Consider the following 23,240-nt stretch of genomic DNA (forward strand, 5'->3'; position numbering starts at 1 on the left):
GGATGCCCCGACTTCACGAAAGCCGAGTGGATCAAGCCGCAACGGGCCGGGTGGGGCCCGTTCCGGCAGACGGACCGGGGTCGCCGGTGGTCTGCCGAGGCCGGCCCGGGCCGGGTCGACGCGTGCCGGGGTCGCGCGTGGTGTACGAAGGCCGGCCCGGGCCAGGTCGGCGCGTGCCGGGGTCGCCGGTGGTGTGCCAAGGCCGGCCCGGGCCGGGTCGGCGCGTGCCGGGTCGCCGGTGGTCTGCCGAGGCCGGTCCGGGCCGGGTCGGCGCGTGCCGGGTCGCCGGTGGTGTACGAAGGCCGGCCCCGGTCGGTCAGTGCCTGCCGGGGCCGGACCGTCGGATCACTTGCCGGGCGTACCGTCGCCGTGCTGGCCACCGGGACCGTGCGGGCCGCCCGGGCCACGGTGGCCGCCCGCGCCGGGGAAGACGCCGGCCTCGACGGCCTTGGTGATGGCGTCGGCCTGCTCCTGGGTGAGCTTGCCGTCCTTGACCGCCTGCTCCAGGCGCTGCTTGAGCGCGGCCTGCCGGTCCTCGGCGGACGGCCGCTGGGGCCGGTCGGTCGGCCGGTGCTGCTCGCGGATCTTCTCCAGGGCGGCGGTCACCTTGTCGGTGGGCACGCCCAGTTCCTTGGCGAGGGCCTCGGCGAACTCACCCTGCCGGTCGGCCTTGGCACCCGGAGCCGGGGCGGTGCTGGTGCTCGGAGCCGGCGTGGGCGTGTCGGCGGCGAACGCCATCGTCGGGGCCGCGATCCCGACGCCGAGGACGCCGGCGGTGGCCAGGCCGGCCAGCAGGTGCTTCCTACGGATGGTGCGGGACATGCTGTCCTCCAGAGGTTCGGTGATCGTGCGCTGTCGTGACCGACAGTGACCGGGCAGCCTGGGCGGAAGCCATGGCGACCCTGTCAGCGAGCTGACAATCCTGGCCGGCGGTAGCCGAAATCGGTTGTGTCGTCGCTGGCTGAGCGGTCAGGGTGGACGATCACCGACGGAAGGACGCGACATGACCGTCGAAATTCGGGAGATTCCACTCACCGGGCCGGATTCTGGGCCGTACGGCATCACGCCTGGCCCGGACGGCGCGTTGTGGCTGACGCTGGCCCAGGCCGGCGGGATCGCCCGGTTCTCGCCCGACGGCGCGGTCCGGACCTACCCGCTGGAGCCGGCGGGCAGCCGCCCGCTGATCATCACGACCGGGCCGGACGGGGCGCTCTGGTTCACCCGCTCGGGCGACGACCGGATCGGCCGGATCACCGTCGACGGCGAGCAGCGCACCATCGCCCTGCCCGCCGGCACCGGGCCGTGCGGCATCGCGGCCGGACCCGATGGCGCGCTCTGGTACACCGGGATGACCTCCGACACGATCGGCCGGGTGGAGACCGACGGCACCCACAACGCGTTCCCGCTGCCGGTGACCGGCGGGTTCGCTTCGATGATCACTGCCGGCGCGGACCGGGCGCTGTGGTTCACCCTCAACCAGGCGAACGCGGTCGGCCGGATCGACCTCGACGGCACCGTGACGCTGTATCCGCTACCCACAGTGAACGCCGGGCCGGTCGGTATCACCTGCGGCGACGACGGCACCATCTGGTTCGTGGAGATCGCGGCCGGCCAACTCGGCCGGATCGACCCGGATGGCGAGATCGTCGAGATCCCTTTGCCGGACCGGGCGGCCCGTCCGCACGCGATAGTGGCCGACCCGGACGGCGGCGCGTGGTTCACCGAGTGGGGCGCCAACCGGATCGGTCACCTCGATCCCACCGGGCGGATCGAGAGCTACCCGCTACCCACCCCCAACTCCGAACCCCACGGCATCACCCGCACCCCGAAGGGCATCTGGTCAGCCCTGGAAACAGGAGCAATAGCCCACCTGACCCCCTAACCCCACCCCGGGCCAGGGGGAGGGGAGGAGAGGGGGTTATTGGACCGCGGGGGTTGTGGTGAGGGTTGCGGTGGCGGTGTCGAGGGTGGCCTGGGTGCCTACCGGGACGGTGAGTTGGTTGGGTCCGTGGCCGATCGGAAGGCCGCCGAGGACCGGTACGCCCAGGTCCCCGAGGCGTTCGGAGAGGACGTCGACGATCGTGGTGTCCCAGCCGTCGCCGCAGTCGGTGAACTGCCCGACCGCCACCCCGGCCAGCCCGTCCAGTGCGCCGGCCCGGCGCAGGTGGGTGAGCATCCGGTCGACCTTGTACGGGGGTTCCTGCACGTCCTCGATCAACAGCACCGCACCGGTCAGGTCGGGCAGGTCCGGGGTGCCGATCGACGCGGCGATCATGCAGAGGTTGCCGCCGAGCAGGGTGCCGGTGGCGCGACCCGGGACGCGTACGCCGAAGGTCTCCTCGGTGGGGACCGCGGTGATCGACACCGGTTCGGTCGTCATCAGCGCCGCGTGCAGGGACTCGGCGGAGCGCAGCGGCGTGCGCTCGTCGCGCCAGGCCGCCCCGGGGCCGTGCACGCCGGCCAGGCGGGCGCCCCGCCAGAGCGCGAACTGCAACGCGGTGATGTCCGAGAAGCCGGCCACCACCTTCGGATCACGGCGGACGGCGGCCATGTCGATGGCGTCCACGATCCGTTGGGCGCCGTAGCCGCCACGGGTGCAGATCACCCCGCGCACGTCCGGGTCGGCGAAGGCCGCGTTCAGGTCGGCGGCGCGCAGGTCGTCGGTGCCGGCGAGGTAGCCGTGGCGGGCGTACGCGTTCGGTGCCGGCACCGGGCGAAGGCCCCAGCCGGTGAGCAGCTCCATGCCCCGGGCCACCCGCTCCGGCGAGGTCGGCCCGGACGGCGACACCAGCAGCACCGCGTCACCCGGGCGCAGCACGGGCGGGCGGACGGCGGCGGTTACCTCGTGGTGGTTGGGCGCAGCGGCAGGGCTTACGGGCACAGCGGCACAGCTTAGCCTCGCTGGTGACTCAATTGTCGGTGTACCGCTCGGCCCAGTCCGGTGCCGGCGGGATGGGTGTGATCACGTCGATCAGCACGCCCGCGGGGTCGGCGAGGATGAAGTGCCGTTGCCCGAAGTCCTCGTCGCGCAGCGTCAGTTCCGGGTGGAGCCCGCCGTGGACGACAAGCCTTTCCCACTCCGCGTCGACGTCGGTGACCTCGAGGTTCAGCAGCAGCCCCCGCACTGGCTTCCGGTAGGCCGCCGGGACTGTCGGATGCCGGTGGTCGAGCAGTGCCAGTTCGTACGCCGGAGGGCCGGGGCGGCGCAGGCTCACGTACCAGTTGGCCTCGAAGGTCGTCTCGAATCCCAGGAAGTGCCGGTAGAAGTCGTGGCACTCGGCCAGCCGGGTCGTGCAGATGACCGGGTAGAAGCTGGTGAGATTCACTGGGACTCCTTCGCGTACCGTCGGTATGTCAACTACCGTATTTCGCATACCGTTGGTATGTCAATTGGGAGGCATGATGGGCCAGGGAGTGCGCGAGGAGCGGCGGGACCAGACCCGGCGGTCCCTGTTGCTGCAGAGTCGGCAGCTCTTCGCCACCCGTGGCTATCAGGCGGTCGGTCTCGCCGAGATCGTGAGCGCGGCCGGGGTTACCAAGGGTGCGCTCTACCACCACTTCGCGAGCAAGGTCGAGCTGTTCCAGGCGGTGCTGACCCAGGTGCAGCAGGAGGTGGGGGACCGGGTCGCCGCCATCGCCGATGCCCAACCGGACCCATGGTCCCGCCTCACCGCCGGCTGCCAGGCGTTCCTCACGGCCAGCGCCGATCCCGAATTCCAGCGGATCATGCTGATCGACGGGCCCGCCGTGCTCGGCTGGCACGAGTGGCGGGCCCTGGACGAGGCCGCCTCGGGTCGCCACCTGGCCGACGCGCTCGCCGACCTCATCGCGGCGGGCATGATTGCCCCGCAGCCGGTGGCGCCACTGTCCCACCTGCTCTCCGGCGCGATGAACGAGGCGGCGCTCTGGCTGGCCGGATCGACAGACCCGGCCGACCTGGCCGCCACCCAGGCGGCGCTGTCCCGATTGATCGACGCGCTGCGGGTCAGCTGAGCCGCAGCGGGCCCGCTCACCGCCACCCTGTGCCGGGGCGTGGCGCCGTGCGGCGTACCGGCTAGCCTCGACGGGTGGCAACCGCGCTGGTGATCGAGAACGACCCGACGGACGACGCGCGCCGGCTGGGTGAGTGGCTGACCGAGGCTGGGCTGGAGCTGTGGGTGGTTCGCCCGCACGCCGGCGACGAGCTCCCCGCCGACCTGGAGGGGTACGCGGCGCTGGTGGTGCTCGGCGGCGACCAACAGGCGTACCCGTTGCCGGACGGCTCGCCCGGCGCACAGTGGTTTCCCGCAGTGGAGGGCCTGCTGCGCAAGGCGGTCCGGTACCGGGTGCCGACCCTGGCGGTCTGCCTGGGCGCGCAGCTGCTCGCCACCGCGCACGCCGGCCTGGTGGAGCGCAGCCCGTCCGGGCCGGAGATCGGTCCCGGCGTGGTCGGCCGGCGCGACGCCGCCGAGAACGATCCGCTGTTCCGGTACGTGCCGTTGATCCCGGACGTGCTCCAGTGGCACTCCGACGAGATCACCGAGCTGCCCCGGGGTGCCACCCTGCTGGCCGCGTCCACCCGCTACCCGCATCAGGCGTTCCGCCTCGGTGACCGGGCGTGGGGGCTGCAGTTCCACATCGAGTGCGACGCCGCGATGATCGCCGACTGGGCCACCGACTCGACCCAACTCGCCGAGCTGGGCTACGACCCGGAGCTGGTGGTAGCGGCCTGCGCCTCGGTGCTGGCCGACATCGAGGAGGTCTGGCAACCGTTCGCCGCCCGGTTCGCCGCGCTGGCCCTCGGCGAGTTGGACGACAGCACGACGCGGCGCGGCCTGCCGCTGCTCGGGCACTGATGAGCCGGCCGACCAGGGCACCGGGCCGGCTCGCCCGGTACGGCTTCGGCACCGCCGAGGGCGACGGCGGCGCGCGCGCCGCGGACCTGCTCGGCCCGCAGGGGCTGCGGCTGTGGCAGCCGGCCGAGCAGGAGCCGGTCGACGAGGCCGCCGCGGAGTTGCTCGCCGCGCTGTCCCGGGCCGCCGACCCGGACCTGGCGCTGCGGCAGCTGCACCGCATCGTGGAAGCGGAGAGCCGCAGCGCCGACGGCACCGCCGGGAGCCGCGCCACCGATGGCGGTGTCGAGTCGTCGCTGCTCGCGGACCTGCACAACGACCCCGGGCTGCGGCGGCGGCTGGTCGCGGTGCTCGGTGCCTCGTCGGCGCTCGGCGACCACCTGGTGGCCCACCCGGAGCACTACCAGGCGCTGCGGACCGCCCCGGACGGGCTCGCCCCGATCGCCGAGGGGCGGCTGGAGCCGGCCGACGGCGGCCACCCGGTGGCGGCGTTGCGGACCGCGTACCGCCTGGCGTTGTTGCGAATCGCGGCGGCCGACCTCACCGGCGGTCGCGGCCTGGAGCAGACGATGGCCGCGCTCTCCGCGCTGGCCGACGCGACGCTGTCAGCGGCGTACGAGATCGCTGTCGCCGAGCTGGCCGACGGCACCGAGCGGCCCCGGCTGGCGGTCGTGGCGATGGGCAAGTGCGGCGGCGGCGAGCTGAACTACGTCTCCGACGTGGACGTCATCTTCGTCGCCGCCGAGGACGCCGACCTGTCCGCCGCGACCCAGGTGGCGACCCGGTTGATCTCCATCTGTGGGCTGGTCGCCTGGCCGGTCGACGCCGCGCTGCGCCCCGAGGGCAGCCGGGGCCCGCTGGTGCGGACCCTCGCCAGCCACCTGGCCTACTACCGGCGGTGGGCACGCACCTGGGAGTTCCAGGCGCTGCTGAAGGCCCGCCCGGCCGCCGGTGACCTGCCGCTGGCCCAGGAGTGGATCGACCAGCTCGCGCCGCTGGTCTGGCGGGCCGCCGAACGACCCGAGGCGGTCGAGGACGTCCGCGCCATGCGTCGCCGGATCATCGACAACATCCCGCCGAAGGAGCTGGAACGCGAGATCAAGCGCGGTCCCGGCGGGCTGCGCGACATCGAGTTCGCCGTCCAGTTGCTGCAACTCGTGCACGGTCGCGGCGACGAGACGCTCCGCGAGCCGGGCACCATCCCGGCGTTGCGCGCCCTGGTCGCCGGCGGCTACGTCGGTCGGGCCGACGGCGAGGCCCTGCTGCGCGGCTACCGTTTCCTGCGCAGCGTCGAGCACCGACTGCAACTCCAAGGGCTACGTCGTACGCACACGGTGCCCGCCGAACCGGGCGCGTTGCGCTGGCTCGCCGCCGCGCTGGGTTTCACGGCCGCGCCGGGGCGCAGCGCGGTCGAGAGCTTCCGGGCCGAGTGGGTCACCCACGCCACCGAGGTACGCCGACTGCACGCCAAACTGCTGTACCGGCCGCTGCTGGAGTCGGTGGCCCGGGTGCCGGCCGACGGGTTGCGACTCACCCCGGAGGCGGCCCGCAACCGCCTGGAGATCCTCGGCTTCGCCGACCCGGCCGGGGCGCTGCGTCACCTCCAGGCGCTCACCGGCGGGGTGAGCCGCACAGCCGCCATCCAGCGCACGCTGCTGCCGGTGCTGCTCAGCGAGTTCGCCGACGCGCCGGAGCCGGACCGGGGGCTGCTCAACTACCGCAAGGTCTCCGACAAGCTGGGCAGCACCCCCTGGTATCTGCGGCTGCTGCGCGACGGCGGCCCCGTCGCCCGCCGGCTCGCCCGGGTCCTCGCCCTGTCCCGGTACGTGGCCGACCTGCTGGCCCGCGACCCGGAGGCGCTGCGGCTGCTGGCCGAGGAGAACGAGCTGGCCCCACGCCCGCCGGAGGTGCTGCGGGAGGGGTTCCTGGCGGCGGCGGCCCGGCACGCCGACCCGGTCGAGGCGACCAGCGCGGTGCGCGCGCTGCGCCGTCGGGAACTGGTCCGGGTGGCCTGCGCCGACGTGCTCTGCCGGGCGGGTTCGCTCGCACCCACACCCACCCGACCGGACGGCGCGAACCGGCCGGCTCCCGGCCTGTCCGACATCACCCAGGTCGGTACGGCGCTCGCCGACGTCACCGACGCCACCCTGGCCGCCGCGCTGCGGGCCGCCCAGGCCAGCCAACCCGCGCCGGAAGGGTTGCGGTTCGCGGTGATCGGCATGGGCCGGCTCGGCGGGTACGAGTCGAACTACCTCTCCGACGCCGACGTGCTCTTCGTCTACGACCCGCCCGCCGGGGTCGGCGAGAGCGCCGCCAGCGCCGCCGCGCACGCGATCGCCGAGGAACTTCGTCGACTGCTCGGCGTGCCCGCCCCCGACCCGCCGCTGGGCGTCGACGCCGACCTGCGCCCGGAGGGTCGGCAGGGTCCGCTGGTCCGCAGCCTCGCCGCGTACGCGGCGTACTACGCCCGCTGGTCGCGGGTGTGGGAGGCGCAGGCGCTGCTGCGCGCCCGGTTCGTCTGCGGCGACGCGGGCCTGGGCGCCGAGTTCGAGGCGATGATCGAGCCGGTGCGGTACCCGGCCGACGGGCTGACCCGCGAGCAGGTCGTCGAGATCCGGCGGATCAAGGCCCGGGTGGAGACCGAACGGCTGCCCCGGGGTGCCGACCCGGCCACCCACACCAAGCTGGGTCGCGGTGGGCTCGCCGACGTGGAGTGGGCGGTGCAACTCGTCCAGCTCCGGCACGCCGGCGCGAACCCGGCGCTGCGCGGCACGCGTACCCTCGACGTCCTCGCGGCGGCCGAGCGGGCCGGCCTGATCGACCCGGCCGACGCCGCGGAGATGGCCGCCGGTTGGACCCTGGCCGCCCAGGTCCGCAACGCGTTGATGCTGGTCCGGGGCCGGGCCGGTGATCAACTGCCCCGGCACGGGGTGGAGTTGGCCGGTGTGGCCCGGCTGCTCGGCCGCGACGACCCGGGGGAGTTCCTCGACGAGTACCTGCGCACCGGCCGCCGCTCCCGCGCCGCGGCCGAACGGGTCCTCGATGCCTGAGGTGTCGCCACGCCCGCTCGGGCGGCGCACCGGCTGGGTGGCGGCGACCGGGGTGGCGGTGCTGCTCGCCGTCGCGTTCCTGCTCGCGCCCCGGATGGGCACCGACCTCGCGGCGCAGGTGGCCCGCGCCGACTTCGCCGACCGGTACGGTGCGACGCCCGTCGACCTCGGCTGGTACGGCGGCGTCAACCAGTACGGCTACAGCCTGTTCACCGCCCGGTTGGGCGCGTTGGTCGGGGTGCGTCCACTGGGGGCGGTCGCCGCCGTGCTCGGCGCGTTCGCGCTGGCCTGGCTGTTCGCCCGCAACCGGGCCCGACGCCCGCTGTTGGCCGGCGTCCTCGGTGCCGTGGTCCTGGTCGGCAACCTGGCGAGCGGGCGGATCACCTTCGCCGTCGGGCTGACGTTCGGCCTGCTGGCGCTCTGCGCGATCAGCACCGAACGCCCGCCGCGTCCGGTCCGGTTGGCCCTCGCCGCCGCCTGCGCCGCGGTGGCGACGGCGGCGAGCCCGGTCGCCGGCCTGTTCACCGGGCTGGCCGGGGCCGCGCTGCTGCTGGCGGCAGTGCGGCGCGGCGACGGGCCGGGGCGGTCGCTGGCGGGTGGATGGCGGGCCGAGGCTCCACTGGCCGAGGGCCTCGTCCTGGCCCTGGCGCCGATCGTCACCGTGGCGCCGATCGCGGTCCTGTTCGGCAACGGCGGCACCCAGCCGTACTCGGCCGAGTCGATGCGGATCAACGTCGCGCTCGCCGTGCTGGTGGCGGTCCTGCTGCCGCGCCGCCGCCGGGTGCTGCGCATCGGCGCGGTGCTCACCGTGCTGCTCCTGATCGGGGCGTACTACGTGCCCAGCCCGATCGGTTCCAACGCGCTGCGGCTGCCGATGCTCTTCGCGCTGCCCGTGCTGGCCGGGTACGCGCCGCTGCCGACGCCGTGGCTGGCCGGGCTGCTCGCCGCGACGGTGTGGTGGCAGTCGCCGGTGATGACGAGCGACGTCACCCGGGCCGGTGCCCCGGAGAGCGCCCCGGCGTTCCACCGCACGCTCGTCGAGGAACTGCAACGTCTCCAGCCCGCCGGACGGGTCGAGGTGGTGCCGCTGCGCGACCACTGGGAGTCCGCGTACCTGCCACCGACAGTGCCGTTGGCCCGGGGCTGGGAACGCCAGGTCGACAGTGACCGCAACGCGCTGTTCTACGACGGCACCCTGAACGCGCAGACCTACCAGCGGTGGCTCCACGACGAGGCGGTGACGTACGTGGCGATCGCACCGGACGCCCCGGCCGACCGGTGGGGCCGCGACGAGGCCGCGTTGATCCGCGCCGGCCTGCCGTACCTGCGGGAGGTCTGGCGTGATCCGACCTGGCGGCTGTACGCGGTCGCCGACCCGACGCCGCTGGTCGGCGCACCCGGCCAGCTCGTCGCCGCCGACCGGGGCTCGGTGCGGCTGACCGCCGCGCCCGGCGACGTGCCGGTGCGGGTGCGCTGGTCACGCTGGCTGTCGCTGGACGGCCCGGACGGCTGCGTGCGACAGGGCGCGGACGGGTTCACCGAGGTACGGGTCCGCTCGGCCGGCGACTACACGATCTCCAGCAGCCTGGCCCCGGCCCAGCACTGCTGACGGTGCCTGCCGTCGCTGCCCGACCGGAGTGCTGGCAGCATGTCGGGCGTGCCTTCCCACCTCGCGCGCTGGACCGGCCTGGCCGGCTCGACGCTGATCGCGCTGTCCGCGTTCCTCCGGGGAGCGTTCCCCAGCGGCCCGCTGCGCAGCACCCCGGTCAGCATCTGGCAGGGCCCCAACGGCCCGCTGATTCTCGCCGCCTGGGCAGTCGGCACCGGCCTGCTGGCGTACGCCTGGTGGGCGCTGCGTGACGGCGTGCCGTCGACCCGTTGGGCGCTGGTCACCGTGGGCCTGTGGCTGCTGCCGCTGCTCGTCGCACCCCCCTTCGGCAGCCGGGACGTCTACGCGTACGCGTGCCAGGGCGCCAGCTTCGCCGCCGGCATCAGCCCGTACGAGCAGGGTGTGTCCGCACTGCCCTGCCCCTGGCTGGACACGGTTTCGGTCATCTGGCGGGACACCCCGGCGCCGTACGGGCCGCTGTTCGTGCTCATCGCGGGCGCGGTGGTCGAGGTCACCGGTTCGCTGACCGCCAGCATCGTGCTGTTCCGGGCCCTGTCGCTGGTCGGCGTGGCGCTGACCGCGTGGGCGCTGCCGGTGCTGGCCCGCCGAGCCGGGGTTCCGGCCGGCCGGGCGGTGTGGTTGGCGCTGGGCTGCCCGCTGGTCGCGACGCACCTGATCGGTGGCCCCCACAACGACGTGCTGATGCTCGCCGCACTGGTCGGTGGGCTGGCCGTGGTGGCCTCCCACCCGGGCCGACGCGGGCTGCTGCTGGTCGGCGGGTTGCTCCTCGGTGTCGCCGTGGCGATCAAGGTCACCGCCGTGGTGGTGGTGCCGTTCGCCGCGCTGGCGGCCACCGCCGGGCCGTTCCGGATCCGGACGCTGATCCGCGACGGCGGCTGGGTGGTCGGCGGCGCGGTCGCCACAGTGGTCGGCGTGACAGTCGTCGGTGGGCTGGACTTCGGCTGGATCGGCGGACTCTCCCAGGGCGGCGCCGCCATCGCCTGGACCTCCCCACCCACCGCCATCGGGCAGACCATCAACTATCTCGCGGTGCCGTTCGGCGCTCACATCGACGCGTTGCCGGCGACCCGCGCGATCGCCGTGGTGGTGCTGGCCGTCCTGCTCGTCTGGCTCTGGTGGCGTTCCCGCACCCGTGACCCGCTGTTCTACGCCGGCCTCGCGCTCGCCGTGACGGTCGCGCTCTCGCCGGTGGTGCACCCCTGGTACTGGACGTGGCCGTTGTTCGTGCTGGCCGCCACCGCCCGGCGGACCGGATGGTTCGTCGTGGTCGCCCTGGTCGCCTCGTTCCTGATCCTTCCGGACGGCACCGGGCTGCCCCGGTACACCAAGACGGTCGGGGCGCCGCTGATGACGCTGTTGGTGATCGTGGTGGTCGTCCGGTTGGTACGGTCGGCTCGGGCGGCCCGTCAGCCGGTCGCCGCCGACTGAGGGAAGGTGCGCCGGTGACCGCTCCCGGTGCCGCTCTCTCCCGGTACGCCGGCCTGCTCGGCGCCGTTCTGCTCGCCGTGGCCGCACACCTCGGCGGAGCGCTGCCCGACGCCCCGCTGGGCGTCACACCCGCGTCGATCTGGCGTGCCCCGGACGGCCCCGCCACGCTGACCTGCTGGCTGGTCGGCACCGTGCTGCTGGTCGGCGCGTGGTGGTCGCTGCGCGACGGTGCCCCGTCGACCCGATGGGCGTACGTCACCGCCGGACTGTGGGCGCTGCCGCTGCTCGTCGCGCCACCGCTGGGCAGCCGGGACGTCTACTCGTACGCCTGCCAGGGCTGGACGTACGCGCACGGCGTCGACCCGTACGCGGTGGGGGTGGCGGCGGCCGGCTGCCCCTGGCTGGACACTGTCGCCCCGATCTGGCGGGACACCCCGGCACCGTACGGGCCGGTCTTCGTCCTGCTCGCCGCGCTCGCGGTGGGTGTCGGTGGCGGGTTGACCGGCACGGTCGTGACACTGCGGGTCATCGCCGTGGCGGGCGTTCTGCTGGCTGCGTACTGCCTGCCCGGTCTGGCCCGCGCCGCCGGGGTGCCGATCCGGCGGGCCGCCTGGCTTGCGCTGGCCGGGCCGTTGGTCGGGGTGCACCTGGTGGCCGGGGCGCACAACGACGCGGTGATGCTGGGTCTGCTGCTCAGCGGGCTGCTGATGGCGATCCGGCGACCGGGTAGGCCGGCGGCGCTGCTGCTGGCCGGGGCGCTGCTCGGCCTGGCGGTCACGGCGAAGGCCACCGCCGTGGTGGTGGTGCCGTTCGCCGTGTTGGCCGGGGTGCGCGGCCGGTACACCTGGCGGGCGCTGTTGCGCGACGGCGGCTGGCTGGCCGGAGGGCTCGTCGGCGCGGTGCTGGTCACCTCGGCGGCGTCCGGTCTCGGGTTCGGCTGGGTGGGCGGGCTGACGCACAGCGGCGACTCCGAGCAGTGGACGTCACCACCCACCGCCGTCGGCTTCGTCGTTGACTACGCCGGTGCGCTGGTCGGCCGGGACCCGCAGGCGGTGCCGGTGCTCCGCGCTGTCGCCCTGCTGCTGCTCGCCGGGGTGCTGGCAGTGCTGTGGTGGCGGGCCTGTCGGGCGCTGCGCGGTGCGGACGACGTCCCACGGGTGGCGCAGGTCGAGGGAAACGGCCCCGGGGTGGCGCTGCGCGGCGCGGCGCTGGCGCTGGTCGCCACCGTCGTGCTGTCCCCGGTCTTCCACCCCTGGTACGCGACCTGGCCCCTGGCGCTGCTCGCACTCACCGCCGGGCGGACGACATGGTTCGTGCTGCCGGCCTCGGCGGCGGCCTTCCTCACCCTGCCCGACGGCACCAATCTGGCCCGGTTCACCAAGGCTCCCGGCGCGGTGGCGATGACCGCCCTGCTCCTGACCGCGCTGGCAATCACCCTCCAGCGCCCCCGCGAAGATCGCGCTCGATCCCGGATGTAGTGGTGTCGGGCAGCGTCGGATGCCGCTACATCCAGGATCGAGCACGATCATGAGCGGTCAGGCCCGCGTTCCACAGGTGGGGCACTGTCGGCTCGGGGTCGGGGTGGTGGCAGGCCGGCGGGCGCGAACGAGGACTGTCAGGAGCAGTACGGCCGGACCGACGACCGCGACGGCGACCGCGCTCGCGGCCAGGTCCGTGAAGGTGACACCACCGTGTGCCGAGTTGAGGCTGTCAGCCAGGCCGGGCACCGTCAGGAAGCCGGCGGGGGTGAGCAGTGTGACGAGCGCCCAGCCGCCGCGGGTGTCCCCGCCCGCAGCCAAACCCGTCGCCAGCAGCGCCCCGACGACAAGCAGCAGTCCGCCGACGGAGGGCAGGAAGATCGTCATGGTGATGCCGTAGTAGCTGTCGACTGCGTCCAAGCCGACCAGCAACTCCGTCGCCACCAGCGTCAACAGTGCGGACAGCAGTGGCGTGAGCCGGATCGCCGTCGGAAGTCGGTCGGGCAGGGCGAGCCCGAGCAGGCCCAGGACCACCTGCGGCAGAAGCACGAACAGCGGTGGTCGGGGGGCGTCGAGCACAGCGGCCACCGGCGGCAGCGCCAGGGTGAGCAGGAGCGCGACGGTGATGGACAGCCGGGCGACCCGACTCGGCGCGACGGCCGTCACCACCGCCACCAGCAACCATGCCGCCCACGCGACGACACCGAGCGAGACGAAGGGGCCGACGTGCGGGACTCCCCACTCCGCGGGCGGCGGATGTTGCTCTGCCGCACCCCACACACCAGCGAGAGCGCTAGCGGTGACGAGCGACAGCAGCGCCGCGAGGCGTACCCCGGGAATCAGACCGGTGACGCCCGCGGCCCGCAGCCGCTGGCGGAGGCCGCCGCGCACCAGGTCCGCGGCGTCCGGCGGTGTGGGCCAGCGTTGGTCACTGGCGGCCAGGTCGAGGTAGGTGCCGACGATTTCGGCGCCGCGGGCGCGCCGGTACTCGGCGGGGTACGCGCGCAACAGCCGGAGGTAACGCCGTTCCAGGTCGTTCATGCCAGCCCTCCGACCGTACGCGGGGTGACGGGGCGGGCGGCGCGAGCCCGCTTGGAGAGTTGGGTGGTTGCGGCTTCGACGTTGCGACGCAGCCGCTCGGTCTCGGCGCTCAACGTGGTCTCGCCGCCGGGGGAGAGGCGGTAGTAGCGACGCAGCCGACCGTCCACCACCTCCTCCCGGTCGACCTCGACGAGGCCGGCGTCGACGAGCCGGTCGAGGGCCCCGTAGAGCGTCCCGGGGCGAAGCGACACGCGGTTGTCGGAGAGGGCGGCGACCTCGTGGATCAGCCCGTAGCCGTGCATCGGCTCGGCGGCGAGCGCGGTGAGGATCAGGAAGGTGGGTTCGCGTAGCGGTGTGTCCACCGTCGCAATATATCGGACGCGAAGGCATGGCGGGGGGGTCGAAACGGGCCGGGCCGGCCCCGCTGACGCGGAGCCGGCCCGGCCGGTGGTGCGGTGACTGCTCAGCAGTCGTAGTACATGGCGAACTCGTGCGGGGTCGGGCGCAGGCGCACCGGGTCGACCTCGTTGGCGCGCTTCCAGTCGACCCAGGTGGAGATCAGGTCGGGGGTGAAGACGCCACCGTCGAGCAGGTAGTCGTGGTCGGCCTCCAGCGAGTCGAGCACTGCCGGCAGCGAGCCCGGCACCTGCTTGACGTCGCCCCACTCCTCCGGCGGGAGGTCGTAGAGGTCCTTGTCGATCGGCGTCGGCGGCTCGATCTTGCTCTTGATGCCGTCGAGGCCGGCCATCATCATGGCCGAGAAGGCCAGGTAGACGTTGGCCGACGGGTCCGGAACGCGGAACTCGACGCGCTTGGCCTTCGGGTTGCTGCCGGTCACCGGGATGCGGGTGCAGGCGGACCGGTTGCGCTGCGAGTAGACCAGGTTGACCGGCGCCTCGAAGCCCGGCACCAGGCGGCGGTACGAGTTGACCGTCGGGTTGGTGAAGGCCAGCAGCGACGGCGCGTGGTGCAGCAGACCGCCGATGTACCAGCGGGCCATGTCGGACAGACCCGCGTAGCCGGTCTCGTCGTAGAACAGCGGCTCACCGTTGAGCCAGAGGCTCTGGTGGGTGTGCATGCCGGAGCCGTTGTCACCGAAGAGCGGCTTGGGCATGAACGTCGCGGTCTTGCCGTTGGCCCACGCCTCGTTCTTCACGATGTACTTGAAGAGCTGGAGCTGGTCGGCGGCGTGCAGCAGCGTCGAGAACTTGTAGTTGATCTCGGACTGACCGGCGGTGCCCACCTCGTGGTGCGAACGCTCCACGGTGAAACCGGTGTCGACCAGCCGGCGCACGATCGAGTCCCGCAGGTCGGCGTAGTGGTCGACCGGCGGAACCGGGAAGTAGCCGCCCTTGTACGCGGTCTTGTAGCCGCGGTTGCCGCCCGGCTCCTCGCGGCCGGTGTTCCACGCGCCCTCGACCGAGTCGATGTAGTAGAACGACTGGTGCGCCGAGGTCTCGTGGCGGATCGAGTCGAAGATGTAGAACTCCGCCTCCGCGCCGAAGTACGCGGTGTCGGCGATGCCGCTCGCCGCCAGGTACGCCTCGGCCTTCTTCGCGACGTTGCGCGGGTCGCGGCTGTAGGCCTCGCGGGTGAACGGGTCGTGAATGAAGAAGTTGAGCGCGAGCGTCTTCTGCGCGCGGAACGGGTCGATGAACGCGGTGGCGACATCCGGGAGCAGGAGCATGTCCGACTCGTGGATCGCCTGGAAACCGCGGATCGACGAACCGTCGAACGCGAGGCCGTCGGTGAAGAGGTCGTCGTTGACGGACTCGACCGGCAGGTTGAAGTGCTGCATCACGCCGGGCAGGTCACAGAAACGAACGTCGACGAACTTCACGTCCTCGTTCTTGAGGTATCGCAGCAGTTCCTCGGGGTTGGCGAACACACATCCTCCTGGCACGTCCACGGGGTGGCTAGGCTTCTGGCGACGCTAGGGCCGGGGGGTTGCCCGGCCGTGTCTCCGTTGTTTCTGCCGTGTTACGTCCCTCGCGGAGGGTCAGCGACGCCCGTGTCCACGCCTGCGGCCCGCCAGGAACGCCGTACCGACTGTGCCAGTGTAGTGACATCTGATGCCTTTGGCCGGAATCGGCACACAGTGGCGGCGGCACCCGGCAGACCCTCATACCGGCGCGGATACCCTTGAGCGCTGTGACCAATCCGCACCTCCCGGCAGCGCCGGCCACCGACCCCACCTTCACCGCGCCGAGCCTCGGCCGGCGGTTCGGGGCGCTGATCATCGACTGGGTGCTCTGCCTGCTGGCGTCCAACCTCTTCGCCGACCCGGTACGCGACGGCTGGGCCCCGGTGCTGGTACTGGTCCTGGTGTACGGCATCTTCCTCGGCCTGTTCGCCCAGACGCCAGGTATGTACATCACCAAGATCCGCTGCGTGAACTGGCACGACGGCGGCCGGATCGGCGTGCTCCGGGGGCTGATCCGGGGCCTGCTGCTGGCCCTGGTCGTCCCCGCGCTGATCATGGACGAGCACCGCCGGGGCCTGCACGACCGCCTCGCCGACTCGGTCATCGTCGACGCTCCCCGCGGCTGACCCAACCGACCCACCCCCCCCCCGCGCCGCCGAACTCGGTCGATCATGGAGTTGTGGTGCCTGGCTTGGTGCTGTACGGGCACTTTGTCACCCACCACAACTCCATGATCGACGAGGCGGTGTGGGTTGACGATCAAGATCGAGCATGGGGACGGCAAGGGTGGGTGGCGCGTCGGGGCGGGCGCGATGAGGGTGTACGACGAAAGAGCCGGACCCGTACGGGTCCGGCTCTTTGCGCGTACGACTGAGGAGTCAGCGGCCCCGCGACTGGCGGAAGGCGCCTGGCGGCCGCATGTTCTTCGGGATCGCGCCCTTGGGCATCTGCGGCCGGGCGGTGAGCGCCTTGAGCCGCTTGTCCAGCGAGTTGACGTCCTTGCCGGAGAGGGCGCGGGGCAGGCGCAGCAGCGTCGTGCGGAGCTTGCGGATCGGCAGCTCGCCCTCCTCCTGCCCGATCACGTAGTCGTGCAGGGGAGCGGAGCCGATCACCTTGGACAGCCGCCGCTTCTCCTGGCCGAGCAGGCCGCGCACCCGCTGCGGGTTGCCCTCGGCCAGCAGGATCACGCCCGGACGGCCGATCACCAGGTGGACCATGTCCATCTGGGTGGTCGAGCTGACCGCCGGGGTCACCCGCCAGTCGCCGCGCATGTTCTCCATGATCTGCGCCGCCGCGCCGGGTTGCCCCTCGGCGGCGTTCATCATCGCCTTGTTGGATCGCAGGTTGAGCACGATCAGCACCGCGAGCAGGATGAACAGGATGCCCAGCGGCAGCCAGATCCAGCCCCAGAGGATGACCGCGACCACGGTGAGCGCGAGCGGGATCAGCACCGCCGCGGCGACCAACGGCGCGAACCACCGGTCCTGCTTGGCGGTGAACTGGAACACCATCCCGATCTGCTTCAGCCGCTGGCCGAACGAGACCTTCTCCTGGGGCTTTGCCATGCCGCAGAGTCTAGTGGTCGCCGCCGGCCCGGTTGATCCGCGTCCGGGTGCCCGGGCAGCTGAGTACCTTACGTCGCCGTACGCGCCCGGACGGGCCGGGTAAGGAGGCTGTGGGCGGGGAAGATGAGGCGCCGTGCCCATGCCCGGGTGGGGCCTTCGCGCGGAGAGTCGTCAGCAGAAGACGACGACGCCCGAAGGAGCCCGAGATGTTCGGCAACGACAGCGATTTCCTGCTCACCCTGCACCGTACCCACGCCGCCGAGCTGCGCGCCGACGCGGCCGCCGACCGGCTCGCCCGGTCGCTGTCACGTCCGGTAAGCCGTGGGTGGTTGGGCCGGCGCAGGCAGGCCGGTCGCACCGACGACGCCCGCCGGTGACCGCGCCCAGCGCGGCCGCCACCTCCACCGCGGTCGCCACGTTCACGGCACCTGATGGGGTGCCCGCTCGACCCGATCCGACCCCGCCGCCCGGCCACCGGCCGATCGGCGGGGTCGGCCCGGTCGCCCGCCATGGCATGCTCGAACACGTGACAGTGCGCGCCGCCAGTTCCGTCCTCGTCGGGCGTCACCGCGAGACCGCGGCCCTGCGCCACGCGCTGGGCCGGGCGCGGGCCGGGGAGCCGACCACGGTGCTGGTCGGCGGCGAGGCCGGCGTGGGCAAGACCCGGCTGCTGGAGGAGTTCGCCGGCTGGGCCACCGACGGCGCGGCCCGGGTCCTCGTCGGCCAGTGCCTGGAGCTGGGCGAGGCGGGTCTGCCGTTCGCCCCGTTCGCCGCCGCGTTGCGCGCGGTGCTGCGCGCCGACGGCCCCGAGGTCTTCGCCGGCTACGAGGCGGAGTTCGCCCCGCTCCTGCCGGAGCTGGGCCGCACCTCAGTGGCGCTGGCCGCACCGCGTGCCGCCGCACTCAGCGACGCCCCGCGCGGCTACCTGTTCGACCTGGTCGCCGAGTTGTTCCAGCGGCTGGCCGACGCTCGCCCGCTGGTCCTGATCATCGAGGACCTGCACTGGGCCGACCGCTCCACCCGCGACCTCATCGGGTTCCTCGTCCGGGCGGCGAGGCCGGGCCGGCTGTTGCTGGTCTGCACCTACCGCACCGACGAGTTGCAGCGCGGGCACCCGCTGCGGCCGTTCCTCGCCGAGCTGGACCGGGCCCGGGGTGTGGAGCGGGTCGAGCTGGGCCGCCTGGACCGCGACGGCACCGCCGCGATCCTCGCCGACCTGCTCGGCGCCGAACCGCTGGCCCGCGCCGTCGACGACGTCCACGACCGTACCCAGGGCAACCCCTTCTTCATCGAGGAACTGGCCGTCGCCGGTGACCCGATCGGCTGCGCGGCGCTCCCCGAGACGCTGCGTGACCTGCTGCTGGCCCGGGTGGACCGGCTTCCCGAGCCGGCCCAGCGGGTGTTGCGGATCGCCGCCGCCGGCGGCACCCGGTTCGCCCACGACCTGCTCGCCGAGGTCGCCGGGCTGCCCGAGGCCGAGTTGGAGGACGCGCTGCGCGCCGCCGTCGCCGCCCAACTGGTGGTGGCCGACCCGGACGGTGACTACGAGTTCCGCCACGCGCTGGTCCGCGAGGCCGTGCACGACGAGTTGCTGCCCGGTGAGCACGCCCGGCTGCACGCCCGCTTCGCCGCCGCCATTGAGGCCCAGCCGCACCTGGTCGCCGCCGGCCGGGCCCCGGCCGAGATCGCCCACCACTGGTACGCCGCGCACGACCACCCGCGTGCCCTCGTCGCCGCCCGAGCCGCCGCGTGCGCCGCCGCCGACCGGTACGCGTACGCCGAGCAGCGCCGACTGCTGGAGCGGGCTCTGGAGTTGTGGGAGCTGGTGCCGGACGCCGCCGACCTGCTCGGCATGGATCACTTGGCGCTGCTGGAGCAGACCCTGGACGCGGCGGTCACCGCCGGCGACTTCAGTCGGGCCATCACCCTGACCCGGGCGGGACTGGCCGAGGTGGACGCCGACGCCGCGCCGCTGCGCGCCGCCCGCCTGCTGGACCAGCGCGGTCGACTGATGGCCCTGCTCGGCAAGAGCGACGGCAGCCGGGAGCTGGACGAGGCGTACCGGCTGGCGGCCGGTGGCCCGCCCGGCGTGGAGCGGGTTCGGCTGTTGGCCGACATCGCCACCCACCTGGTCAAGATCGACCCGAAGAAGGCGGCCCGGGTGGCAGCCGAGGCCGCCGCCGATGCCGAGGCGCTCGGCGAGCAGGTGGCCCTGCTGTCGACGCGGATCGCGCTGCTCTGCCACGGCGAGCGGGACCTCACCGGAGGGCTGGCCGAGCTGAGCCAGGCGGCGGCCGCAGCCCGTGCCGCCGGCGACGCGCCCACCCTGGTGCTCGCCATGGTCTTCGAGTCGGACATGCTCTGCGAGTTGGGCCGCTACGCCGAGTCCGCGCAGGCCGCCGAGGCCGGGGCGACCGAGGCGCGTCGGGTGGGGATCAGCCGCTCCACCGGGGCGTACCTGCTCTCCAACCGGGCCGAGGCGCTCATCGCGCTGGGCCGGTGGGACGAGGCCGAGGCGGTCTGCGCGGAGGCCGCCCGGATCGACCTGTCGGGTGTGACCGGGCTGCACTGGCTCCAGCTGGGCGCCGGGCTGCGGCTGGCCCGCGCCCATCCGGGCGCCGACGAACTGGTCGACCGGGCGCTCACCTTCCTCAACCGGCCGTACCTGTGGCCGAACCACCGGCTGCCCCTGCACGAGCTGGCGATCGAGGCGGCGCTGGCCGCTGACGACAAGGTCGAGGCGGTCCGGGCGGCCCGCGTCGCGGTGACCGACGAGAGCCTGCCGCAGCTGCCCCGCGAGGGTTGGCCGGTGCTCAGCGCCGCCGCGCGTACCGCGGCCCGGGTGGGTGACCGGGAGCTGGCCGCCGCCGTGGCGACGCTCGCCGCCGACCTGCCGGCGCGGCACCCGGCGGCCCGGGCGCACGCCGCCCAGGTCGGCGCGCTGCTCGCGGTCGGCGACCAGGCGCTGCCGGCGTGGCGCGCGGCGGTCGACGCGTGGCGGGCCGACGGGCAGCCGTACCCGCTGGGCCGGGCACTGCTCGCGCTGGCCGAGGTGACCGCCGCCGCCGGGGAACGCGACGAGACGGCGGCTGCGGTCACCGAGGCCACCGAGATCGGCCGGCGGTTGGGCGCGGCGCCGCTGGTCGAGGCGGCAACCACCCTGGCGCGGCGGGTCGGCCTGCGCGGTGCGGCCGGGGGCGGGGCCGGCGCGGACCTGCTGACCGCCCGGGAGCGGGAGGTGCTGCGGTTGGTCGCCGAGGGGCACAGCAACAGCCGGATCGCCGAGCGGTTGTTCATCTCGCCGAAGACGGCAAGCGTGCACGTCTCCCGGATCATCGCGAAGCTGGGCGTGTCCAACCGGGTGGAGGCCGCCGCCCTGGCCCACCGCCTGGGCCTGCTCACCGAGGCCGCCGCGCCGCGCTGACAGCGGCTGCGGGATCAGCGCGGCAGGTAGATGCGCCAGCCCTCGATCGTGACCAGGTCGAGGCTGCCCGGCGCGACCCGCTGCCGCTCGTCGAGCACCCCGGCCAGCGGCGAGCCGGCCGGCGCGACCCAGGCCGGCGCCGTCGCGCTGTCCACCTCCCGCCGGTACGCGGGGTAGCGGTCGAACCCGGGGCGGAGGTTGTCGTCGACGACCGCGCAGACCACCCGCTCCGCGGTGGCGAAGGTGAGCCGGTTGCAGGTCCAGTAACCGGCGCGCACGTGCCGTACGCCGAGCTGACGCAGGGTGCTCACCAACTCGGCGTGCCGGGCTTCGGCGGCCCGGGTCGCCCCGACGGTCTGCGCCGCCCGCCAGGTGGCGTGAGCGGCGGTACCCACGGTGGTGGCGAGCAGCAGCACCGCGACCGAGCGGGCCACCGTCGACCGGACGCCGTGCCGGCCGGTCGCCGCCGGTCGCAGCCCACGCCGGGCCACCGTCCACACCGGCCAGAGCAGCGCCGGCAGGGAGACGAGCAGGCAGGACAGGTAGCGGGAACTCTCCACCGGCGTGAGCCCGGCGGCACTGCTGACGGTGTACGCGCCGAGGGTGGCCAGCGCGGCCAGCACGAGCGCCAGCCGGACCGCCGCCGCCACCCGGGGCGACACCGCGCCGGGGCCGACCTCGGCAGGGCCACTGTCGGCGGTGCGCAGGACCCGCCAGGCGGTGCCGGCGGCGACGGCCAGCAGCAGCGGCAGGACGAGTGCCCACCACAGCTGCCAGGTGGCGCACTGGCCGGGAGCGCAGAAGCCCATGCCCAGCGGCGGGCCGAGCACCAGACCGCCGTGCAGCCGGTCCGCCCAGCCCGCGCTGGCGTTCGCGCCGCTGGCCACGAGCACGGCGTGCAGCGGATTGCGCCCGGTCAGCAGGCTGTGCAGCAGCAGCGGGGCCGCCCCCAGCACGGCCGCCACCCCGAGCAGCGCCCCGGCGGCACCCCACAGTTCCCGGCGGCGGAACGCGACGAGGACCACCCCGGTCGCCGCGACGTACGGCAGCACGAGCGGGTCGACCCAGAGCATCAGACCGGCCAGGAACCCCCAGGTGGCCCAGCGCGCCAGCCGCCAGCACTGCCGCCCGGTGTCGGCCGACGGCCCGCGGCGGTCGGTGGCCAGGTCCACGGCGAGCAGGGCCAGCGCCGCCGCGGCCACGTTCATCTCGGGGTAGCCGCCGCCGGCGATCAGCTGGTTCTTGACGATTCGGTCGGAGCCGAGGGCCAGCAGCACGACCATCAGCAGCCCGAACCACCGGTCCCCGGTCAGCCGCAGCGTCAACCGCCAGGCCAGCAGCAGGAACAGCGCGTACAGGGCCAGCGTGGGCAACCGCAGCCCGAGCAGCGACGGCCCACCGGCCACGGCGAACACCGGCGCGGCCAGGTACGCCTCCAGCGTGCCCATGTACTGCTGGCCGTAGAACCAGATCGGGAAACCCTCGCCCCGGGCGATGTGCAGCGCGGCCAGCCCCATGGTGGCCTCGTCGCTGTTCGTCGGCGGCGCGGCCTGCCGCAGCAGCCAGAGCCGGTAACCCACGCCGGCGAGCACTGCCAACCCGGTGAGCCAACCGACCAGGCTGGCACGTGCGCCGGGACGCGGGCGGGGCGCGCCCGCGCCGCGCGGCTGCTCGCGTACGCCGACGGTCATCACAGGATCATGACACCCGGACGTCGAACGGCCGCGCGGCGTTGCCGGCGGAGTCAGCTGACGGTGACGACCGAGGCGGCGGCGCGGGCGTCGATGGCCTGCTGGTACAGCCGGCCGGCCCGGTACGACGAACGCACCAGCGGCCCGCTCATCACCCCGGCGAAGCCGATCTCCTCGGCCTCCTCCCGCAGCTCCACGAACTCCTCCGGCTTGACCCAGCGGGTCACCGGGTGGTGGCGGGGGGAGGGGCGCAGGTACTGGGTGATGGTGATCAGCTCGCAGCCGGCCTCGTGCAGGTCGCGCAGCGCCTGCGAGACCTCGGCCCGCTCCTCGCCCATGCCCAGGATGAGGTTGCTCTTGGTGACCAGGCCGTCGGCGCGGGCCTGCCGGATCACGTCCAGCGAACGGTCGTAGCGGAACGCCGGGCGGATGCGCTTGAAGATGCGCGGCACGGTCTCCACGTTGTGCGCCAACACCTCCGGGCGGGAGCCGAAAACCTCGGCCAACTGCTCGGGGACGGCGTTGAAGTCGGGGATCAGCAGCTCGACGCCGCAACCCGGCTGCAGGGCGTGGATCTGCCGGACGGTCTCGGCGTACAGCCACGCGCCGCCGTCGGGCAGGTCGTCGCGGGCGACACCGGTGATGGTGGCGTAGCGCAGCCCCATCGAGACCACCGACTCGGCGACCCGGCGCGGCTCGTCGGCGTCGAACTCGGCCGGCTTTCCGGTGTCGATCTGGCAGAAGTCGCAGCGCCGGGTGCACTGGTCACCACCGATGAGGAAGGTGGCCTCCCGGTCTTCCCAACACTCGTAGATGTTGGGGCAGCCGGCCTCCTGGCAGACGGTGTGCAGCCCCTCGCGCGAGACGAGCCCGCGCAGCTGGGTGTACTCCGGGCCCATCTTGGCCTTGACCTTGATCCATGGCGGTTTGCGCTCGATCGGCGTCTCGGCGTTGCGCGCCTCGATCCGCAGCAGACGCCGCCCCTCGGGGGCCGCCGTTGCGGTGCGCGCTGCCTGGCCGGTCGTCGGCGCGGAGTGCTCGATCGTCACGAAAACGAGCCTACGCCCGACGGCAGGTGTCTATGTGCGTCAGGCGACCGGCGTCACGCCCCAAACCTTGTGACGCCGGACACCGGGGTGTCGAAAATGTGCGTCACACGAGCGGGATTCGGCTGCTA

19 protein-coding genes are annotated in these 23,240 nt (G+C 73.6%); 10 read left to right on the forward strand and 9 right to left on the reverse strand.

Translation table 11 applies throughout. From position 1 onward, the window contains the following. Nucleotides 1-345 precede the first annotated feature (345 nt). Nucleotides 346-822, reverse strand: coding sequence for a hypothetical protein (locus KBX26_RS12345; protein ID WP_210865450.1), 477 nt, complete (start codon nucleotides 820-822; stop codon nucleotides 346-348). 181 nt (nucleotides 823-1,003) lie between these two features. On the opposite strand from KBX26_RS12345, the gene KBX26_RS12350 reads away from it, so the two are divergent. Next, the gene (locus tag KBX26_RS12350) at nucleotides 1,004-1,882 is read left to right on the forward strand and encodes a virginiamycin B lyase (protein WP_210863583.1); all 879 of its coding nucleotides are present in this window, start codon (nucleotides 1,004-1,006) and stop codon (nucleotides 1,880-1,882) included. A 36-nt stretch (nucleotides 1,883-1,918) separates the two neighbouring features. On the opposite strand, the gene KBX26_RS12355 is transcribed toward KBX26_RS12350, so the two are convergent. Together KBX26_RS12355 and KBX26_RS12360 are read right to left on the reverse strand one after the other, a co-directional pair. Then, on the reverse strand, nucleotides 1,919-2,881 hold the full coding sequence (locus KBX26_RS12355; protein WP_210865451.1) for an LD-carboxypeptidase: 963 nt from the start codon (nucleotides 2,879-2,881) through the stop codon (nucleotides 1,919-1,921). 28 nt (nucleotides 2,882-2,909) lie between these two features. Beyond that, nucleotides 2,910-3,326, reverse strand: coding sequence for a VOC family protein (locus KBX26_RS12360; RefSeq protein ID WP_030330104.1), 417 nt, complete (start codon nucleotides 3,324-3,326; stop codon nucleotides 2,910-2,912). Nucleotides 3,327-3,402: 76 nt separating this feature from the next. Here KBX26_RS12360 and KBX26_RS12365 point away from each other — a divergent pair, with 76 nt between their 5' ends. The 6 genes from KBX26_RS12365 (at nucleotide 3,403) to mptB (KBX26_RS12390) (ending at nucleotide 12,418) form a co-directional block, all read left to right on the forward strand. Continuing rightward, complete coding sequence (locus tag KBX26_RS12365; RefSeq protein ID WP_030330102.1) at nucleotides 3,403-3,993, forward strand: TetR/AcrR family transcriptional regulator; 591 nt, start codon at nucleotides 3,403-3,405, stop codon at nucleotides 3,991-3,993. A 74-nt stretch (nucleotides 3,994-4,067) separates the two neighbouring features. Continuing rightward, nucleotides 4,068-4,835 carry a type 1 glutamine amidotransferase gene (locus tag KBX26_RS12370; protein ID WP_030330100.1) on the forward strand — a complete coding sequence of 256 codons (768 nt, stop codon included), beginning with the start codon at nucleotides 4,068-4,070 and terminating at the stop codon, nucleotides 4,833-4,835. Continuing rightward, nucleotides 4,835-7,882 carry a bifunctional [glutamine synthetase] adenylyltransferase/[glutamine synthetase]-adenylyl-L-tyrosine phosphorylase gene (locus KBX26_RS12375; protein ID WP_210865452.1) on the forward strand — a complete coding sequence of 1,016 codons (3,048 nt, stop codon included), beginning with the start codon at nucleotides 4,835-4,837 and terminating at the stop codon, nucleotides 7,880-7,882. The genes KBX26_RS12370 and KBX26_RS12375 overlap by 1 nt, the downstream gene beginning before the upstream one ends. Further along, nucleotides 7,875-9,491 carry a hypothetical protein gene (locus KBX26_RS12380; RefSeq protein ID WP_210865453.1) on the forward strand — a complete coding sequence of 539 codons (1,617 nt, stop codon included), beginning with the start codon at nucleotides 7,875-7,877 and terminating at the stop codon, nucleotides 9,489-9,491. The genes KBX26_RS12375 and KBX26_RS12380 overlap by 8 nt, the downstream gene beginning before the upstream one ends. A gap of 48 nt (nucleotides 9,492-9,539) precedes the next feature. Further along, entirely contained in the window at nucleotides 9,540-10,940 is a 1,401-nt protein-coding gene (gene mptB / locus KBX26_RS12385) for a polyprenol phosphomannose-dependent alpha 1,6 mannosyltransferase MptB (protein ID WP_030330095.1), read from the forward strand. 14 nt (nucleotides 10,941-10,954) lie between these two features. Beyond that, nucleotides 10,955-12,418, forward strand: a complete 1,464-nt coding sequence (gene mptB / locus KBX26_RS12390) for a polyprenol phosphomannose-dependent alpha 1,6 mannosyltransferase MptB (RefSeq protein ID WP_307857801.1) — start codon at nucleotides 10,955-10,957, stop codon at nucleotides 12,416-12,418. A 57-nt stretch (nucleotides 12,419-12,475) separates the two neighbouring features. Here mptB (KBX26_RS12390) and KBX26_RS12395 read toward each other — a convergent pair whose 3' ends face one another. The 3 genes from KBX26_RS12395 to glnA form a co-directional block, all read right to left on the reverse strand. Then, complete coding sequence (locus tag KBX26_RS12395; RefSeq protein WP_030330091.1) at nucleotides 12,476-13,459, reverse strand: hypothetical protein; 984 nt, start codon at nucleotides 13,457-13,459, stop codon at nucleotides 12,476-12,478. Next, nucleotides 13,456-13,821: a PadR family transcriptional regulator gene (locus KBX26_RS12400; protein ID WP_030330089.1), complete on the reverse strand. Its 366-nt coding sequence runs from the start codon at nucleotides 13,819-13,821 to the stop codon at nucleotides 13,456-13,458. Before KBX26_RS12400 ends, KBX26_RS12395 begins: the two co-directional genes overlap by 4 nt. A gap of 101 nt (nucleotides 13,822-13,922) precedes the next feature. Continuing rightward, nucleotides 13,923-15,347: a type I glutamate--ammonia ligase gene (gene glnA, locus KBX26_RS12405; RefSeq protein ID WP_030330087.1), complete on the reverse strand. Its 1,425-nt coding sequence runs from the start codon at nucleotides 15,345-15,347 to the stop codon at nucleotides 13,923-13,925. A 263-nt stretch (nucleotides 15,348-15,610) separates the two neighbouring features. On the opposite strand from glnA, the gene KBX26_RS12410 reads away from it, so the two are divergent. Then, the gene (locus KBX26_RS12410; RefSeq protein WP_030330085.1) at nucleotides 15,611-16,009 is read left to right on the forward strand and encodes an RDD family protein; all 399 of its coding nucleotides are present in this window, start codon (nucleotides 15,611-15,613) and stop codon (nucleotides 16,007-16,009) included. A 252-nt stretch (nucleotides 16,010-16,261) separates the two neighbouring features. Here KBX26_RS12410 and KBX26_RS12415 read toward each other — a convergent pair whose 3' ends face one another. Then, nucleotides 16,262-16,948, reverse strand: a complete 687-nt coding sequence (locus tag KBX26_RS12415; protein WP_030330083.1) for a DUF4191 domain-containing protein — start codon at nucleotides 16,946-16,948, stop codon at nucleotides 16,262-16,264. Between the two features lie 206 nt (nucleotides 16,949-17,154). On the opposite strand from KBX26_RS12415, the gene KBX26_RS12420 reads away from it, so the two are divergent. Together KBX26_RS12420 and KBX26_RS12425 are read left to right on the forward strand one after the other, a co-directional pair. Further along, nucleotides 17,155-17,325 (forward strand): hypothetical protein, encoded by a 171-nt coding sequence (locus KBX26_RS12420; RefSeq protein WP_167337283.1) that lies wholly within the window; start codon nucleotides 17,155-17,157, stop codon nucleotides 17,323-17,325. Then, entirely contained in the window at nucleotides 17,322-20,372 is a 3,051-nt protein-coding gene (locus KBX26_RS12425) for an AAA family ATPase (protein WP_307857802.1), read from the forward strand. The genes KBX26_RS12420 and KBX26_RS12425 overlap by 4 nt, the downstream gene beginning before the upstream one ends. 14 nt (nucleotides 20,373-20,386) lie before the next feature. On the opposite strand, the gene KBX26_RS12430 is transcribed toward KBX26_RS12425, so the two are convergent. Together KBX26_RS12430 and lipA are read right to left on the reverse strand one after the other, a co-directional pair. Further along, nucleotides 20,387-22,063: a hypothetical protein gene (locus KBX26_RS12430; RefSeq protein WP_210865454.1), complete on the reverse strand. Its 1,677-nt coding sequence runs from the start codon at nucleotides 22,061-22,063 to the stop codon at nucleotides 20,387-20,389. Between the two features lie 53 nt (nucleotides 22,064-22,116). After that, nucleotides 22,117-23,112 (reverse strand): lipoyl synthase, encoded by a 996-nt coding sequence (gene lipA / locus KBX26_RS12435; RefSeq protein ID WP_081883748.1) that lies wholly within the window; start codon nucleotides 23,110-23,112, stop codon nucleotides 22,117-22,119. Between the last annotated feature and the right edge of the window lie 128 nt (nucleotides 23,113-23,240).

Origin of the sequence: Micromonospora sp. C97 (assembly GCF_018070385.1) — a bacterium.
Lineage (GTDB): Bacteria > Actinomycetota > Actinomycetes > Mycobacteriales > Micromonosporaceae > Micromonospora > Micromonospora parva.

Bases quoted from the DNA above. Each gene is read 5' to 3' on its own strand.
- KBX26_RS12345 (WP_210865450.1), bottom strand. From the start codon at position 822: ATGTCCCGCACCATCCGTAGGAAGCACCTGCTGGCCGGCCTGGCCACC.
- KBX26_RS12350 (WP_210863583.1), top strand. From the start codon at position 1,004: ATGACCGTCGAAATTCGGGAGATTCCACTCACCGGGCCGGATTCTGGG.
- KBX26_RS12365 (WP_030330102.1), top strand. From the start codon at position 3,403: ATGGGCCAGGGAGTGCGCGAGGAGCGGCGGGACCAGACCCGGCGGTCC.
- KBX26_RS12375 (WP_210865452.1), top strand. From the start codon at position 4,835: ATGAGCCGGCCGACCAGGGCACCGGGCCGGCTCGCCCGGTACGGCTTC.
- KBX26_RS12380 (WP_210865453.1), top strand. From the start codon at position 7,875: ATGCCTGAGGTGTCGCCACGCCCGCTCGGGCGGCGCACCGGCTGGGTG.
- KBX26_RS12395 (WP_030330091.1), bottom strand. From the start codon at position 13,459: ATGAACGACCTGGAACGGCGTTACCTCCGGCTGTTGCGCGCGTACCCC.
- KBX26_RS12415 (WP_030330083.1), bottom strand. From the start codon at position 16,948: ATGGCAAAGCCCCAGGAGAAGGTCTCGTTCGGCCAGCGGCTGAAGCAG.
- KBX26_RS12420 (WP_167337283.1), top strand. From the start codon at position 17,155: ATGTTCGGCAACGACAGCGATTTCCTGCTCACCCTGCACCGTACCCAC.
- KBX26_RS12430 (WP_210865454.1), bottom strand. From the start codon at position 22,063: ATGACCGTCGGCGTACGCGAGCAGCCGCGCGGCGCGGGCGCGCCCCGC.